Source organism: Tolypothrix tenuis PCC 7101, from assembly GCF_963874875.1.
GTDB classification, from domain to species: Bacteria; Cyanobacteriota; Cyanobacteriia; order Cyanobacteriales; family Nostocaceae; genus Aulosira; species Aulosira tenue.
In genome coordinates this window covers 21265-37111 of sequence record NZ_CAWNJS010000001.1, presented here as the reverse complement: position 1 = coordinate 37111, position 15847 = coordinate 21265, and the positions used below count along the sequence as shown (strand labels likewise).

The following is a 15847-nucleotide window of genomic DNA, read 5'->3' as shown; positions in this document are numbered from 1 at the left end:
CAACAAGAAAAGTAATTACCAATTCCAGCAACTATCCCGGAAGTTGCTTTTTCAAAGCCTCTAAACCAGCCCAACGGCTATCAACTGACTTTTGTGAACTTTCAGCCGCAGTACTCAAAATACCAGGGCAATTGAGGTCACATAGCTGGCGTTGAGGTAATTCTAAACACATCTGCTCATACAACCATTCACCAGGATAAAAATAGCCATCAGGAGGTAGAGTTTCCAGCAAATCTTCCACTGCTACTTCCCGTTCCAATGGCAAGTCGTTGATTTGATTAGCTGTTACGTCTAACCAAATAACCTCCTGAGTATCAACTACTAAACGCTGATTGTATTGCTGTAAACAGCGGTTACAAGTACAAGTAATAATTGCTTCTGCCTGACCGGACACTTCTAAGTAATTACCTTGATGCTGTACGCGAATTACACCACGAACAGGAGTCAAAGTGTCCAAACCAGGTAGAAAATCCTGAACTTGAATTTCCTCTGTCCGCTCCGGGGCTTTGGTGAGCTGCGGAATAAAAATTGCGTCCATAGGATTTGTGAGATACCCTCACGAAACGAAACTTAGTTTAACTACCAGCAAAATTGCTGAGATTTAGATCTTTATTTTAGCTTTTAGTGCGGTGGTCAAGGGTCAAGGGCCAAAGTTCAAGGTTTTTCCCCGTACCCAGTACCCAATCCCCAATCCCCGATCCCCATTACCCAATCCCCTCAGGCTCGAGTGCTGGACGAACTACAAGATGACGATGTGGTTCTTTGCCGCGACTAAAGGTTTCTAAATCTGCAAATTCTTTTAAAAATGTGTGAATTTGCCGCCTTTCTGCCGAACTTAGGGATTTTATTTCTACTTCTCTGCCTGTAGTTCTTACTTCTTCAGAAGCAGCCTCTGCTAATGCACGAATTTCAGCTTCTCTTTTGACTCGGTAGCCATTCAACTCAATGGTATAAGAAGCTTGCTCTTCTTGTGGTTGGTTAATGTTCAATACTGAATTAGCTAGATATTGGATTGCATCTAGCACTGAACCATCGCTACCAATTAAAGTTCTGATTTGCTCAGGTTTGAGGTGCGTTTCATCAATTGTCAACCAGTAGTTATCTGGTTCTTCGGAGTCTCCGCCCTGAGGTTGAGCTGGTTCTAAATTACCCTCAACCTCAGCAGATACCCCAGTAAGTAGCAGCAATGTTTTTAACCATTGCTGCCCTCGCTGCATGGGACTGTTGCTCATGATCAATTTGTAGCCTTTTTCTTAGAACTTTTTGGCTCAAATGGCAATGCTTTTTGCTCTGCCACTGCTGCTTCTTTTTCTTGGATTGCTACGATTTTTTGCAATTCTTCCGGTAATGCTTCGCGGGAGAGAATGAAGGTTTGCAGAGTTTGGAAGATATTCCCAATCACCATATACATCAAAACCCCAGCCGGCAGGGGGAAGAACAAAAACATTCCAGAAAAGATCACTGGAGTAATTTTGTTGACTGTATCCTGCTGTGGGTTCCCACCGCTAGAATTTTGCCCAGAGAGAATTTGGCTGACGTAGAGACTGATGCCAAAGAAAATTACCATAGCCACAATATCCCAGTGGATTGTGCCGTCGGGATCGGTTGCGCCGACTCTACCTAAAGCATCAATAAACAGAAATCCTTTATCTGCTGCTAGTCCGGGGATGGTACCTTGTATGGTGACATCTCCAGGCTGTAAGGCTTCGATATTGCCTTCAGCGTCAATTTTAATTCTGTCTTCACCTTTGACTACTTTCCATTCAGGAGTCAATTTATTGTTTTCTGGGTGTTCTGCCAAAAGCACCTGAAATGGTTTGCCTTCAAGAGTCTGATATTGAATCTTGGTTTTTTCTCCTACCGCTAATTTATTACCTCCAGGGAGGATAGCAGTAATACGGCTGTGTTCCCCATCAGCAATGTAGATGTTTTGCGGGGGAGTAGCAAAAGCTTGGGGTTGAATTCGTTCGATTTGTTCAGAGGGAAAGACTTGTAAGTTAACGCTGTAGTTGACTCCAGCAAAGGGCGAACCCCGCAAAGTGGCAAACAGCGCCAACAATACTGGCATTTGCAACAGCAGTGGTAAACAGCCAGCCAGAGGATTACCAAATTCTTTCTGGACGTTAACCATTTCCTCTTGCTGCTTTTGCGGATCGTCTTTATAACGTTCCTTGATTTCTGCCATCCGCTTTTGCATCAGAGGCTGAACAATCCGCATCCGCCGCATATTCCGGATGGAACCAGCACTCAGGGGATAGAGCGCAAAGCGGATTATCAATGTTAAAGCAACGATCGCCAATCCATAGCTAGGCACAATGCTATAGAAAAAATCTATGATTGGCAGCATCACGTTGTTCGAGAGAAACCCGATACCAAAATCCATTATTCTGAATTCAACCTGAGGTACTGTAAACTAACTGAATCTAATTTATCTAAATCATGATCGGTCTGCGACTATCATTCACTACGGATAGCCGCACATGATATTAACAATTGAATGTTAAAGTCAACGAGCTTTTTTAAGTGCTGAGTAGGGAAGATGATTGAGACTAAACAAGCTGAGTGATTGATTTTATCCTTTATTCCTATGATTCAAGCCTTTTTGAGGCGTTGAACTCCAGAAATTCATACTCAGCACTATGAGTTAATTAACTACTTAGCAGCCGCGCTATATTCGGGATTTTTAGCAACAACTCTTTCGTTAATATATTCATAAACTTCCCGAAAATTAGGAATAGCCCGCATTTCTAGACGGCTACCATTTCTGAGGGTTACCACCATATCTCCCCACAAGCCAATAGCACGGGGAACTTTGACGATTTTGACAATTTCTGCGTAAATTACGTCAGTGCGATCGCGTCCCATCCAACCCCCAATCACAGTGACTCGGCGATCGGTGATGCGGTAGCGTAGCCACAAAGCTCTGACAATTGCCCCAACTGTCAATGGAATCCCGATGACAGTTAGCCCAAACAGCAGGTTAAGAATTAAATCCCCAACGTGAGGGCCACCTTCATAATAAATTTCTTCACGAATGCCCATTGAGTACCTCGGCTTGTGCTAACAACTGCTCTAATTCTTGCAGAAATTGTTGGCTTACGCACTCTCGTTCTGCTGCTGTTGGTTTCACAACTACCACTAACCGCCATCCAGGTGACAATCTGGGCAACAACTGATACAAAGCTCCCGTTATTTGCCGCTTAATCCGATTGCGGACTACTGCACGCTTGCTGACTTTTGTGCTAATGGAAATACCAAATTTTGTACTATCTAGATGCGTGGCATCAGCATCAGTTAGCTGTATAGTCTCAGGGGCAGTATCCAAAGAAGACTTTTTGGAAGCCGACGGTTTCAAGGCTCTTAATGTCAAATAAGCGCCATGTCGCCGAATTCCTTCTCGGAAAACTGCCTGGAAATCTTTTCGGGATTTTAGCCGATTCGCCTTGGGCAAAGCCACAGATGCTCTTTCGCCTAATTTGCCCTAAACGCTCAGACGATGACGGCCTTTTTGTCTTCTGGCGCGAATGACATTTCTGCCATCTGGTGTCCGCATTCTGGCGCGAAACCCAGAAGTCCTTTTCCTCTTACGGTTAGTACCGCCCAGCGTTCTCTGCATACAGTTCTCCTCTTAGGTGATGCTTATAAAAAATCACAATCTCTTATTTTATCACTATTACAGATAAAAGTTAGAGATTCCGGTAAATGGTTAAGGGTTCATGGTCAAGAGTCAACTGTCATGCGTTTCCGATTACCCATTACCCATTACCCAACTTAATTAATACTCACCACCCAAGAACCTAAATAACGCAACAGTGGTACATCACCAGGAGAGAGAACTTGGCAATTGAAATAGTAAACTCCACCAAAGGTAGGGTTTTTCACGTTGGATAACTCAACTTCCACCCTACTACCGGCTGGTACTGGCTCTTCAGGAAAAATTTCGATGACGCGTCCTTCCTTATCCCACTTCACTTCAGACAGGCGAACAGCTTTGCCTTTGACTTTTACCTGCACCTCTTTAGGGTCAAAAGTTCCTTTGTAATAATCAGGGTAAGTAATAGCAAATTGAGCTACTGCTAATTTCATTTTGTTGGCAGGAATTCTGAAGATATAACGATCCCAACCATCAGATTGTCCACCAAAGTCTAAACGATAGGGCAGTTGATTTTCAGATTTAATGCCGCTAAATAGTGTCAATCCTGGTAAACCCTGTGCCCAGCTGACAGCTTGGAAACCTGTCAGCAAGCAGCCAGTCACCGCTAAAGTAGAAAGTAAACGTCGCATAATTAAGGCTCCTCACTATCAACTAGTAAGCTTGGTTATCTAAATAACTAAAAATTTAGTATTCGTAACTAAACTTTACTACTGAATTTCTAAAAATAGACGTTAAAGGGCAATAAAAAGTGTCACAAGGTTTTGGGGCATTGGGCATGGGGCATTGAGAATTGGTAATTGGTAATTGGTAACTGGTAATTGGTAATTGGGGTTTGTCATTCGTCATTTGTCATTTGTCATTTGCTGTTTGTTATTCCCCTTTCCCCTTTTCCCCTTTCCCCTTTTCCCTTTTCCCCAGTCCCCAATCCCCAGTCCCCAGTCCCCAGTCCCCAGTCCCCAGTCCCCAGTCCCCAATCCCTCACCTGGGGATCACAATTATGTTGCTGAATATGTATAAATGTATCTGAATTGTAATGCTCTTGTTATAAAAATTGAGAGATACAAACAGCGATCGCCTGTTAAGTTGGGCTAGATTGATAAAAACACGCGTGAATCTAAGCAGTTGCCATCAAAATTTACTTTGGGCATAATCAAGTTTTTTCTAAGTGGATGCATATTGCAATATGTCATAGAGGAATACAAAATTTTTAAATCCCTAAAATAAGCTGAAGAGACAGATGCACAATTGGGGAATCAACTTAGGATGTGCAGTATGTAATCCTATATTAATTATCTAGAATTGCTGACATCTGTGAGTAGCAAGCTGAATCTTGACCTAGGCAGCGATTCAGTAAAAAAACAAGGGTCAAGCGGCAATTTATAGAGTAGTGCAATGGCTGAAATAACCAGCCTATACGCTATTGAGAGCGGGGAATTATTCAGCAAAAAACTACAAAATTTGCAGAGATTAGGTATTTATCTCCAGGAGATTTCATGAGAATAGCAGTAGCTAAAGAAATAGAAGTTGGTGAGCGTCGTGTAGCTTTAATTCCAGATGTTGTTGCCAAACTGGTAAAACAAGGTTTAGAAGTTTGGGTAGAAACAGGCGCGGGAGAGCGCTCATTTTTTAGTGATTCTGCCTATGAAGCAGCAGGAGCAAAAATTATTGGCGATCCCGCTACTTTATGGGGCGAAGCAGATATTTTATTGAAGGTTAGTCCCCCACAAGAAAGAGAAGATGGACGCTCAGAAATTGATTTTTTAAAAGCAGGCTCTGTATTAATTAGCTTCCTGAATCCTTTAGGAAATCCGGCGATAGTGGAAAAACTGGCAAATCGCCAAGTAACAGCCTTGAGTATGGAATTGATCCCCAGAACCACCAGGGCGCAAAGCATGGATGCATTGTCCTCGCAAGCATCCCTAGCTGGCTACAAATCTGTGTTAATAGCTGCTGCTGCATTACCGAAATACTTCCCCATGCTCACCACAGCCGCAGGCACGATCGCCCCTGCGAAAATATTCATCATGGGGGCAGGTGTCGCTGGATTGCAAGCGATCGCCACCGCTAGACGTTTGGGAGCAGTGGTAGAAGCCTTTGATATCCGCCCCGCTGTGAAAGAAGAAGTGCAAAGCTTAGGGGCAAAATTCGTCGAAGTGCAACTCGAAGAAGAAACTGTGGCGGCTGGTGGCTATGCCAAAGAAATCTCCGAAGCTAGCAAACAACGCACTCAAGAAGTTGTTACCGAACACGTCAAAAATGCCGATGTGGTAATTACCACAGCCCAAGTTCCAGGGAAAAAAGCCCCACTGTTAGTCACCGAAGAAATGGTGAAACAGATGAAGCCTGGTTCAGTGATTGTAGACTTAGCCGCCGAACAAGGTGGTAACTGCGCCTGCACCGATCCCGGTAAAGACATTGTCTGGAACGGTATCACCATCATCGGGCCGATCAATTTACCATCGTCAATGCCCGTTCATGCCAGCCAACTGTATGCCAAAAACCTGACATCGTTGATGCAACTGCTGATTAGCAAAGAAAAAGCTTTGCAAGTGGACTTTGCCGATGACATCGTTGACGCAGCTTGCGTTACCTATGCAGGCGAAATTCGCAATAAACGAGTAAGTGAAGAATTAGCAGCGTTGAAAGTTAGAGGTTAGGGATTGGGGACTAGGGACTGGGGACTGGGGACTAGGTATTGGAGACTGGGGAGAAATAAAAAATCCCAATTACCAATTACCAATTACCAATTACCCAATGCCCAATGCCCCATGCCCCATGCCCATTTAAACAAGGAGTTTTTATTTCATGTCAGAGGCATTACTTGCTGCTTTGTTTGTATTTGTTTTGGCATCTTTTATTGGGTTTGAAGTCATCAACAAAGTGCCACCTACTTTACACACTCCCCTAATGTCGGGATCAAACGCGATTTCTGGAATTGCAGTACTGGGGGCTATTGTGGCTTCTGGTGCTAGAGAAACAAGTGTGTCAGTGATTCTCGGTTTAATTGCCGTAATACTAGCGACAGTCAACGTTGTGGGTGGCTTCCTAGTGACAGACAGAATGTTGCAAATGTTTAAGAAAAAGGAGATTAAGGCGTGAGCGATTTTCTACCAACTGGGATTCAGTTAACGTATTTAGTCGCTGCATCCTTATTTATTCTCGGTTTAAAAAAGCTAGGTTCACCTGCAACAGCTAGGAACGGTAATGTTGTAGCAGCCGTGGGGATGTTGTTGGCGATTGTCGCCACAATGTTGGATCAACATGTGCTGAACTACGAGATGATTTTGTTAGGCTTGGCGATTGGCTCGGGTATTGGTGCGATCGCAGCTTACAAAGTTCAAATGACGGAAATGCCCCAAATGGTGGGCTTACTCAATGGTTTGGGCGGTGCAGCTTCTGCATTAGTTGCTGTTGCCGAATTCTGGCGCTTATTGGATTCAGGCGCACCCATACCTCTGGATGTCAACATTTCCATGCTGCTGGATGTGTTAATCGGTGGTGTTACCTTTACAGGTAGTTTTCTCGCCTTCGCCAAATTGCAAGGTTTAATTAGCGGTTCCCCGATTACATTTCCTTTCCAGCAACCATTTAACCTGTTACTGCTAGGGCTTTATATAGCAGGTAGTGCCTATTTAATCGTTACACCAGATAGCCTACCTATATTCTTAGCAGTAGTTGCGGTTTCTTTAATACTCGGTGTTATGTTCGTCATCCCCATTGGTGGGGGCGATATGCCTGTGGTAATTTCGCTGTTAAACTCCTTATCCGGTGTAGCAGCATCTGCCGCAGGTTTCGTAGTGATGAACAATATGTTAATCATCGCTGGGGCTTTGGTGGGAGCATCAGGGCTGATCCTCACCGAGATTATGTGTAAAGCGATGAACCGTTCTCTCTTCAGTGTTCTGTTCAGTGCTTTTGGTACAGGCGGCGCTGCTGCTGGTGCGGCGGCTGGTGGTGCAATTGATCAAACCGTTCGCAGCATCGATCCCGAAGAAGGCGCGATGATGTTGGGTTATGCCCGTTCTGTAGTAATTGTGCCTGGTTATGGGATGGCGGTTGCTCAAGCACAACATAGCGTCCGCGAGTTGGCAGATCAACTAGAACGCATGGGTGTTGATGTTAAATATGCCATTCACCCTGTTGCGGGTAGAATGCCAGGACACATGAACGTACTGCTGGCGGAAGCGAATGTGGCTTACACCCAGTTGTATGACATGGATGATATTAACCCCCAATTTGAACAAGCGGATGTAGCTTTAGTAATTGGGGCTAATGATGTAGTCAATCCGGCGGCGCGTACTGATGTGAATAGCCCAATTTATGGAATGCCTATTTTGGAAGTAGATCGGGCAAAGCAGACAATTGTAATTAAGCGCGGGATGAGTACAGGTTTTGCTGGTGTAGATAATGAGTTGTTCTACAAGGATAAAACCACAATGCTTTTTGGTAGCGCGAAGGATATGGTGTCGAAATTGGTTTCTGAAGTGAAACAGCTTTAACGAACCGCAAAGGCGCGAAGAGCGCGAAGTAAATAAAGAATTTGAGAGTGGCTTGCCTTGGAAGTTAGATGCTTCTGAGGCAGGCTTTTTTACTTAATAAAAGAATGGCTCATAGCTTTATCTTTTTTGATAACTGAATATTGCCAGCCTAAAATAATCATCATATTAAACATTGGAAAATATTATACACATAAGTTAGAGTAGTTTTTGTAGTTATTATTGTGTTAATTATGACGCTATCAATGGATAGAAATACACAAAAAGAGGAATTTAGTTATGCATATATACAAGCCGTTGCTTCAGTGGCTGGATATACCGTTGAACTCAAGCGAAGAGCTATGGATAATGCTGGAGTAGATGTAACTATTGAAGTCCCTGGAGAAATAGGTGAAACATTATTTCCAAAATTTGATGCACAGGTAAAATGTACTTCGTCACAAAGCATTTTTCATAATAAATTTATTAAATTTCCTCTAGAAGTCAAAAATTATATTAAATTAAGGCATGAAAAGCCCTTAACTCCTCAATTATTAATTGTTATTTTAGTTCCTGATGATATTAATGGATGGCTAAACATATCAGAGAACGAAACTTTAATGAAAAAATGTGGTTATTGGATTTCTCTTAAAGGACAACCAAAAACTAACAATAATAGTACAATCACAATTGATATTCCACGGATAAACTTATTTACTCCATCGGCTCTTTCATTAATTATGGATAAAATAGTGCGGGGAGAAGATTTATGAATTTACCTCAAGAATATCTCGCAGTATTAAACTCTATAGAACCGATTTCTGTGGTCGATTATCTTGTTACTAATGGTTGGGTGGAAGAAGAAAAAATTGATAGTAGAGCATCTATATGGGCAAAACGCAAAAATAGTAAAAAATTTTCTATCTTGTTGCCTATAGATCCAGAAATTCCTGATTTCTATGATCGTATATATGAAGTTTTTAAAACTCTAGAATTTTTTGAACAAAGACCATTGTCTGACATTATTAATGCTGTCAGGAATGTTAAAGATATAGCAATAGAAAAACAACGTGAAATTCTAACTTTAAAATTTAAGTTTTTATATGAAGAGAGTAAAAGGCAAGTTCCAGCAAAAAAAATTGGTAATGTCTTAACTTCTATCCAAGAGTTATTTAATGCTGTTGGTCAGTCGGAATCAGGACACATATCAGAACATGGAAAAATTCAAAAAGAAATTATTGAAAGAACAGAACTTTGCGTATTTGAAACTTTTCAAGGATCTTTTGGTATAAAACTAGCTTTAGCTCCACATCCACAACAATTGAATTTTCTTGAGAGACCTCTAGGAGAACGAGTTAGCGAAACATTTATTGAACTTATTCATCTCAGCAACTATCCTGATAAAGGTAGATTGAAAGAATATTTACTAAGGCTTAGAAAGAGGTCTGCTTCTAGATATCGTAAGTTTTTGATGTCTTTACTAAACTCAGAAGCTAATTTTTATTTTGATTGGGGTTCAGTAAATCCTGAAAAAGGTGGTAAGGCAGTATTATCTTTTGATAATGTAATTACCACTATAGAGTTTATAAATAAAATGGAGGTTGAAGATCCATCAGAATATACAGTTAATGGACAGTTAATTGCAGCTAATAAAAACACAAATAATCTTGAAATAGAAGATTTTAAAGACAATAAAAGGTATATAGGTAAAGCTATCAATAATATTGTAAATAACCGAGATATAGAGTTAACTATAGGAAAATTATACACTGCGACAATTCAAGAGATATCTTCTATTAATCCTGCAACTGGAGAAGAAAAAACAGAATATACAATTATCAATTTATTATATTTGGAGGAATGATTAAAAGAAAGTTTAAATCTTTTAATAATATTTGGTAGATACTGGGTATTCACTCTTTTTCTAATTCGGCTAATGCTTCATTAATATTTAATGGTGTTTCTTGTTGTACTTCCTTAATTGCTAATATCAAGCCTTCATCTTCAATTGCTTCTAATAGACGTAGATAGTCTTGAAAATCTATAATTACTTTACGAATATTACCTTGAGTATCTGTGATTAATTCTTGAGCAAATGGGTATTTACTGGTTGTCATTTGGGTATTATTGTTTGTAATCAGAGAGAATTTAATTACCTTTATATAGTACAAGTATAGAAGATTTAGAGTAGGCGATCGCTTCGCTACGACTGTACACGAAACAAAAAACAATATCTAAACGCTCAAAGAGCGATCGCCTTTTTGTGAAATAACCACAACAAAAATTTGTCACTCAGAGGAAAAGACCGTGAAACATAAAGTTCCACGGCTGTAAGTGTGTGTGAGGAGTTTAACTACAGATCATCATAAAGTAGGCGATCGCTCACAACGCTCTCGTAACAGTTTTGGTAACAGAATTTTTACTGATGACCAATTTTTACCGTAGGAAGTTGTCATAAATTGAAGAGATAGCTGTATGTAAATACTGTGTTAAGCAAAAGTGAAGAACTTATAAAGAAAATTACAAATTAGCTGTATCCGAGAAAACATAATTAATAGATTTAAGCAAATTTTCTCTTCGCTTCAGGAGGGCCTGATGGTTACAGCAACGGTACCAGCACAACAGGTCAAAATCGGCCCAACCCAACTGCTGATCAATAATGAGTGGGTGGAAAGTGTCAGTGGTCGCCGATTTGAAACGATTAATCCGGCTACAGGTGAAACTATTTGTACAGTAGCAGAAGCAGATGCACCAGATGTAGAGAAAGCTGTACAAGCAGCACGCGCGGCTTTTAAGGGTGGAGAATGGCCCAAAATGTCTGCCACTAAGCGCGGTGAATTGCTTTATAAGCTAGCTGATTTAATTGAACAGAATATTGATGAGTTAGCGCGGCTGGAAACTCTAGATAATGGCAAGCCTGTACATGATTCTTTGGGTGATTTAGGGTTAGTTATTGCTTGTTACCGCTACTATGCAGGTTGGGCTGATAAAGTTCAGGGTAAAACAATTCCGATTAATGGCCCTTATTTTTGCTATACACGCCATGAGCCTGTGGGTGTGGTAGGCCAAATTATCCCTTGGAATTTCCCGTTATTAATGCAAGCTTGGAAGCTAGCACCAGCTTTGGCTACAGGTAACACTGTGGTGATGAAGACGGCTGAACAAACACCTTTATCTGCACTGCGGGTAGGTGAGTTAATTATTGAAGCTGGTTTTCCGCCTGGTGTAGTGAATATTCTCTCAGGATACGGCCCGACGGCTGGGGCGGCAATCTCTCGTCACATGGATGTGGACAAAGTAGCGTTTACTGGCTCCACTGAAGTTGGACATTTGATTATGGAAGCTGCTGCCAAGAGTAACTTGAAGCGGGTAACTTTGGAATTAGGCGGTAAGAGTCCTAACATCGTCTTTGCTGATGCTGATATGGACTTAGCAATTGAAGGTGTACACCAAGCGCTATTCTTTAACCAAGGTCAGTGCTGCTGTGCTGGTTCGCGGCTGTTTGTGGAAGAAAAATGCTATGACGAGTTTGTGGCTAAGGCTGTAGCTAGAGCTAAACGGCGGACTGTGGGTAATCCCTTTGATGCTAATACAGAACAAGGGCCACAGGTAGATAAAGAGCAATTCGACAAGGTGATGGGTTACATCGAGTCGGGAATGCGCGAAGGTGCTCAAATGCTCTGTGGTGGTACTCAAGTAGGCGATCGCGGTTTCTTTATTGCACCGACAGTCTTTGCGGATGTTCGCGATGATATGAAGATTGCTCAAGAAGAAATCTTTGGCCCGGTGATGAGCATTATCAAATTTAAGGATATTGATGAGGTGATTCAACGGGCAAATAACACCATGTATGGACTCGCCGCCGCTGTGTGGACTCAGGATATTAGCAAAGCCCATGCGATCGCAAATAATGTGCGTGCTGGTACTGTGTGGGTAAACTGCTACGACGTATTTGACGCAGCTGCACCTTTTGGTGGCTTTAAGCAGTCAGGTATTGGTCGGGAATTAGGCGAGTATGGCTTGCAACAATACACCGAAATTAAAACAGTGACCATCAAACTGTAAGCTCAAACCGCGTGAAGTTAAACGAACAAAGCCTGCGATCGCAGGCTTTGTTTTTTAGTTATTTGATGGTTGATACTAAATTGTGGTCTGTTGTAGTAGCTTGAAATCAATGAGATTGCTTCCCTTCACTGCGTTCCGGTCGCAATGACAGATACTACATTTGATTGGAACTTGGTATGAAATGCACAAGGGTATATCAGCGTAAATCACCTCTCCCAAAGTTTTTGGTGCTTCAAAATTACGAATTACGAATTACGAACTACGAATTAGTTTTACACTTTCAAAAACCAGCGTTGCCGATACATAATTGCTGCAACTACCCACCAAAATAAAACGGTGACAAGGGCAAATAATAGTGAACCGTTGAAAGTTCCAGCCCAGGAAGCGAACACATTTTGGTAAATCCAATCGTAGGTAGTAGGAGCATTATCACCAGTACCGATGTTGGTTCTCACGAAGATTTTAATCAGTAAGACTGAAGCAACGAAAAGCGCGATCGCATTTAGTCCCATAATCTCAAATGGTTTACTCCAGCGACGTATCTGCCTGACTTCGATGAGTTCGTAACAGGCGGCTAATAACAGTAACGCCCAACCGCTAGTAAAGACAACATAGGAACTCGTCCAGATTTTTTTGTTGATGGGAAATGTCCATCCCCACGCCCAACCCACAATTAAGCAACCAATTCCAAATAAAGCTAAACCAATACTTATACGTGATTGTACTGTCTGAGAGCGTATCCAATTACCTGCAAAGTAGCCAGCTAGGACACTAACAATTGCGGGAATGGTGCTGAAAACTCCTTCTGGGTCGCCCATAAAGTTGAAGCCATCACCTTTGTACAGATGGGCTTTCGGTATAATTAAGCGGTCAATATATGCGCCCAGGTTCCCTTCCCTAGTGAGAACGCCAGCACCATAACCGGGTACTGGTACATACATCATCGCTAGCCAATAGCCAATAAGTATGGCGGCGGCTAATATCCATTGAGCTTTACGCGGTAACTTCAGGACTATTAAGGAAGCAAATAGATAAGCCAGACCGATGCGTTGCAACACTCCCATCAACCGGATGCTGCTGAAATCAAAAGTCCAAATACCCTTATTCCAAAAGCCGTTGAGCAATAAACCTAAAGCGAAGAGAATTACCGCACGGCGCAAAATCCGCCAGTAAACAGCCGATTGTGGTTTGTCCCCTTCGGTGTACTTTGACAGTGAGAAAGTCATCGCCACACCAATAATGAATAAGAAGAAGGGAAACACCAAATCCGTTGGCGTGCAGCCGTTCCATGCGGCATGGTCTAAGGGAGGATATTTATCATCAGCAACTCCCGCCATATTGACGAGAATCATTCCGGCGATAGTAATGCCACGAAAAACATCTAGTGAGGTCAGGCGCATAAAGAGAAATTTGTCTTTAGAGATCTAACATTACTCCTGCTAGTGCTGACGAGCAAGGAAAATATTCAGACAAACACAGAAGTTAAAATTTTTTAAACTCAAATTCAGCTATACCGCGATTTTTGCACAGATACACTCAACCTGATTTTGTCATCCAGGTAAAAGTTGCGATCGCATTACATTTTTCACTCAACCAAGACACTCTCAGGCAAACATTGAGCGTCAAGCCAAGACCACAGTATGTTTGCTAGAGTCTATATCCCATAAGGCTTTGAATGAAATATTTAACTGTACTCAAGTTACAAAACTAAACAAATTTCTCTGCAATCAATTAGAATCCCTAATAGTGTTTGCAAATTGAGTATTAATTTTTTTTAAGACTATGCCAGTTAAAGTTGGAGATACTGCTCCTGATTTCAGCTTACCTGCTCAAAATGGTGAAACCGTTAACCTGAGAGATTTTCGTGGTAAAAGTGCTGTTGTGCTGTACTTTTATCCCAAGGATGATACACCAGGATGTACGGCTGAATCTTGTGCTTTTCGCGATCGCTATGAAGTGTTTAAAAATGCTGGCGCTGAGGTGATTGGTGTGAGTGGTGATTCTAATCAATCGCACCAGCAATTTGCTGCCAAGTACAATTTACCTTTTATTCTACTGAGTGACAAAGGCGACAAAGTTCGCAAGGAATATGGTGCAACAGCAGCCTTTGGTTTATTACCTGGACGAGTCACCTATGTAATTGACCAACAGGGAATTGTGCAATATGTTTTTGATTCAATGTTTAACTTTCAAGGTCATGTTGACGAGGCTTTGAAAAAGCTGCAACAACTGCAAGCTGTCTAAGCGACTCCAAAAAATCAATTATTCAGCTATTCAGCTTGACTGTTAACGGTTAACGGTTAACTGTCAACCGTCAACCGTCAACAATTCTTAAAAAGAGAGAAGGACAAGGGGAAACACTCCCTTGTCCTTCTTATATTGCTTGTCTTGTTATCCTCCGTGCCTGACGTTGCTGTTATATTTCTTAGTAACCTATCCCTGGTTGCTCATTTAGCCAAAAACGGTTTTTCGGAAATGACAAAATTAGCATTAGCTGTCTTGCCATTTTTACCATTGCTATGACCGTTGGTATGGCCGTTATTATGGCGTGGTTGAATTACACCATAACCGCCGTGATTACGTTCATAAATGACGTTAATCTCACCTGTTTCAGAATTGAGGAACATATAAAAGTCATGTCCTACCAGTTGGAGTTGTTCCAACGCTTCTGTAACAGTCATGGGCGGCATTGAGAAGTACTTGGTGCGGACAATCTCATTGGGTAATTCTGGAGTGCGATCGCCAATTAAATCTGCAACAACAGGTTGGGGAACTACTACCTCATTAGTAGGTTGACTCTGAGTTTTCTTATCATGTCGTCTTTCTTTATACTTACGCAGTTGACGAGCAATTTTATCTGCTACCAAGTCAATACTGGCATATAGATTTTCGCTGCTTTCCTCGGCACGGATGACGTTACCATTGGCATAAATAGTCACTTCAGCCGCCTGTCTGGGGTTAATTCGGGGATTGCGAGCTACGCTTAAATGCACATCCACTTCATTGGTGATGTTCTGAAAGTGACTAACTGCTTTTTCGATTTTTTGATGCACATAATCCCGAATCGCATCGGTGATCTCAATATTTTTGCCGTGGATGACAAGCTTCATGTAAACTCTCCCGCTCAATATTTAATATGAATTGGTTTGGTTTAGTAACGAAATTGCGGTAAGGTCTATCACTGCCGCCAAAACAATATTTGAAGCATTTTTATGTACTACTGGTACGCCTACCATCATCATTGTTGTATCTTTATTTATGACTGCGCGTTCCACTGATGATTTTCTCTATCTCTGCATCAGTTTCTAACTGGTTGTCAGGCAATTAGTTAACCAAAGCGAGATACCTGTATTGAGGTAGTCTGAGCAGCTTATCCCTTACCTGCCGGGAATTTTGAAACAATCTTTACATAAATAGAAGTAGTTGTTCCGCTAATATTACAGGTGGTTGGCTCACGTGGGATAGAGAATACTCTTGTTGTCGATGCAAACAATTTATTTAGACGTCATCAGCCAGTGCATTTCTTCGTCTTGTGTTGGCGTGATGCTTATTGCAGAAGATTCCTCCTAGAACCATTCGAGGTTATATATTCAAACTAGCACTTTGTATTTTCTAAAGCCAATTCCCTTGATGTTCCTTTAAAATCCTTTGC

General features: G+C 41.7%; 17 protein-coding genes. 7 read left to right on the top strand and 10 right to left on the bottom strand.

The window, feature by feature from the left end:
• Window positions 1-31 precede the first annotated feature (31 nt).
• The 7 genes from AACU25_RS00145 to AACU25_RS00115 all read right to left on the bottom strand — a co-directional run bounded on the left by AACU25_RS00145 (window position 32) and on the right by AACU25_RS00115 (window position 4284).
• Window positions 32-538 (bottom strand): YceD family protein, encoded by a 507-nt coding sequence (locus AACU25_RS00145; RefSeq protein WP_096573357.1) that lies wholly within the window; start codon window positions 536-538, stop codon window positions 32-34.
• A gap of 166 nt (window positions 539-704) precedes the next feature.
• Complete coding sequence (locus tag AACU25_RS00140) at window positions 705-1232, bottom strand: R3H domain-containing nucleic acid-binding protein (RefSeq protein ID WP_096573356.1); 528 nt, start codon at window positions 1230-1232, stop codon at window positions 705-707.
• 2 nt (window positions 1233-1234) lie between these two features.
• A complete protein-coding gene (gene yidC / locus AACU25_RS00135; protein WP_096573355.1) occupies window positions 1235-2383 on the bottom strand; it encodes a membrane protein insertase YidC in 1149 nt (382 codons plus the stop codon).
• Between the two features lie 269 nt (window positions 2384-2652).
• A complete protein-coding gene (locus AACU25_RS00130; RefSeq protein ID WP_096573354.1) occupies window positions 2653-3042 on the bottom strand; it encodes a PH domain-containing protein in 390 nt (129 codons plus the stop codon).
• Window positions 3029-3457, bottom strand: a complete 429-nt coding sequence (gene rnpA, locus AACU25_RS00125) for a ribonuclease P protein component (protein WP_096573353.1) — start codon at window positions 3455-3457, stop codon at window positions 3029-3031. The genes AACU25_RS00130 and rnpA overlap by 14 nt, the downstream gene beginning before the upstream one ends.
• Window positions 3458-3481: 24 nt before the next feature.
• On the bottom strand, window positions 3482-3616 hold the full coding sequence (gene rpmH / locus AACU25_RS00120; protein WP_096573352.1) for a 50S ribosomal protein L34: 135 nt from the start codon (window positions 3614-3616) through the stop codon (window positions 3482-3484).
• 155 nt (window positions 3617-3771) lie between these two features.
• On the bottom strand, window positions 3772-4284 hold the full coding sequence (locus AACU25_RS00115; protein ID WP_096573351.1) for a DUF2808 domain-containing protein: 513 nt from the start codon (window positions 4282-4284) through the stop codon (window positions 3772-3774).
• Window positions 4285-5148: 864 nt separating this feature from the next.
• Between AACU25_RS00115 and AACU25_RS00110 the strand changes: the two genes are divergently transcribed.
• The 5 genes from AACU25_RS00110 to AACU25_RS00090 all read left to right on the top strand — a co-directional run bounded on the left by AACU25_RS00110 (window position 5149) and on the right by AACU25_RS00090 (window position 9994).
• Window positions 5149-6312, top strand: a complete 1164-nt coding sequence (locus tag AACU25_RS00110) for a Re/Si-specific NAD(P)(+) transhydrogenase subunit alpha (RefSeq protein WP_096573350.1) — start codon at window positions 5149-5151, stop codon at window positions 6310-6312.
• Between the two features lie 148 nt (window positions 6313-6460).
• Window positions 6461-6754 (top strand): NAD(P) transhydrogenase subunit alpha part 2, encoded by a 294-nt coding sequence (locus AACU25_RS00105; RefSeq protein ID WP_096573349.1) that lies wholly within the window; start codon window positions 6461-6463, stop codon window positions 6752-6754.
• Window positions 6751-8154, top strand: a complete 1404-nt coding sequence (locus AACU25_RS00100) for an NAD(P)(+) transhydrogenase (Re/Si-specific) subunit beta (protein WP_096573348.1) — start codon at window positions 6751-6753, stop codon at window positions 8152-8154. Before AACU25_RS00105 ends, AACU25_RS00100 begins: the two co-directional genes overlap by 4 nt.
• 242 nt (window positions 8155-8396) lie before the next feature.
• On the top strand, window positions 8397-8903 hold the full coding sequence (locus AACU25_RS00095) for a DUF4365 domain-containing protein (protein WP_096573347.1): 507 nt from the start codon (window positions 8397-8399) through the stop codon (window positions 8901-8903).
• Window positions 8900-9994: a hypothetical protein gene (locus AACU25_RS00090; protein WP_096573346.1), complete on the top strand. Its 1095-nt coding sequence runs from the start codon at window positions 8900-8902 to the stop codon at window positions 9992-9994. Before AACU25_RS00095 ends, AACU25_RS00090 begins: the two co-directional genes overlap by 4 nt.
• 49 nt (window positions 9995-10043) lie before the next feature.
• Here AACU25_RS00090 and AACU25_RS00085 read toward each other — a convergent pair whose 3' ends face one another.
• Window positions 10044-10247: a hypothetical protein gene (locus tag AACU25_RS00085; RefSeq protein WP_096573345.1), complete on the bottom strand. Its 204-nt coding sequence runs from the start codon at window positions 10245-10247 to the stop codon at window positions 10044-10046.
• Window positions 10248-10725: 478 nt separating this feature from the next.
• Here AACU25_RS00085 and AACU25_RS00080 point away from each other — a divergent pair, with 478 nt between their 5' ends.
• Window positions 10726-12195: an aldehyde dehydrogenase family protein gene (locus tag AACU25_RS00080; RefSeq protein WP_096573344.1), complete on the top strand. Its 1470-nt coding sequence runs from the start codon at window positions 10726-10728 to the stop codon at window positions 12193-12195.
• Between the two features lie 272 nt (window positions 12196-12467).
• Here AACU25_RS00080 and AACU25_RS00075 read toward each other — a convergent pair whose 3' ends face one another.
• Window positions 12468-13595, bottom strand: coding sequence for an acyltransferase family protein (locus AACU25_RS00075; protein WP_096573343.1), 1128 nt, complete (start codon window positions 13593-13595; stop codon window positions 12468-12470).
• Between the two features lie 382 nt (window positions 13596-13977).
• Here AACU25_RS00075 and AACU25_RS00070 point away from each other — a divergent pair, with 382 nt between their 5' ends.
• Window positions 13978-14439, top strand: coding sequence for a peroxiredoxin (locus AACU25_RS00070; RefSeq protein ID WP_096573342.1), 462 nt, complete (start codon window positions 13978-13980; stop codon window positions 14437-14439).
• 203 nt (window positions 14440-14642) lie between these two features.
• On the opposite strand, the gene hpf is transcribed toward AACU25_RS00070, so the two are convergent.
• The gene (gene hpf, locus AACU25_RS00065; RefSeq protein WP_096573341.1) at window positions 14643-15305 is read right to left on the bottom strand and encodes a ribosome hibernation-promoting factor, HPF/YfiA family; all 663 of its coding nucleotides are present in this window, start codon (window positions 15303-15305) and stop codon (window positions 14643-14645) included.
• Window positions 15306-15847: the final 542 nt, after the last annotated feature.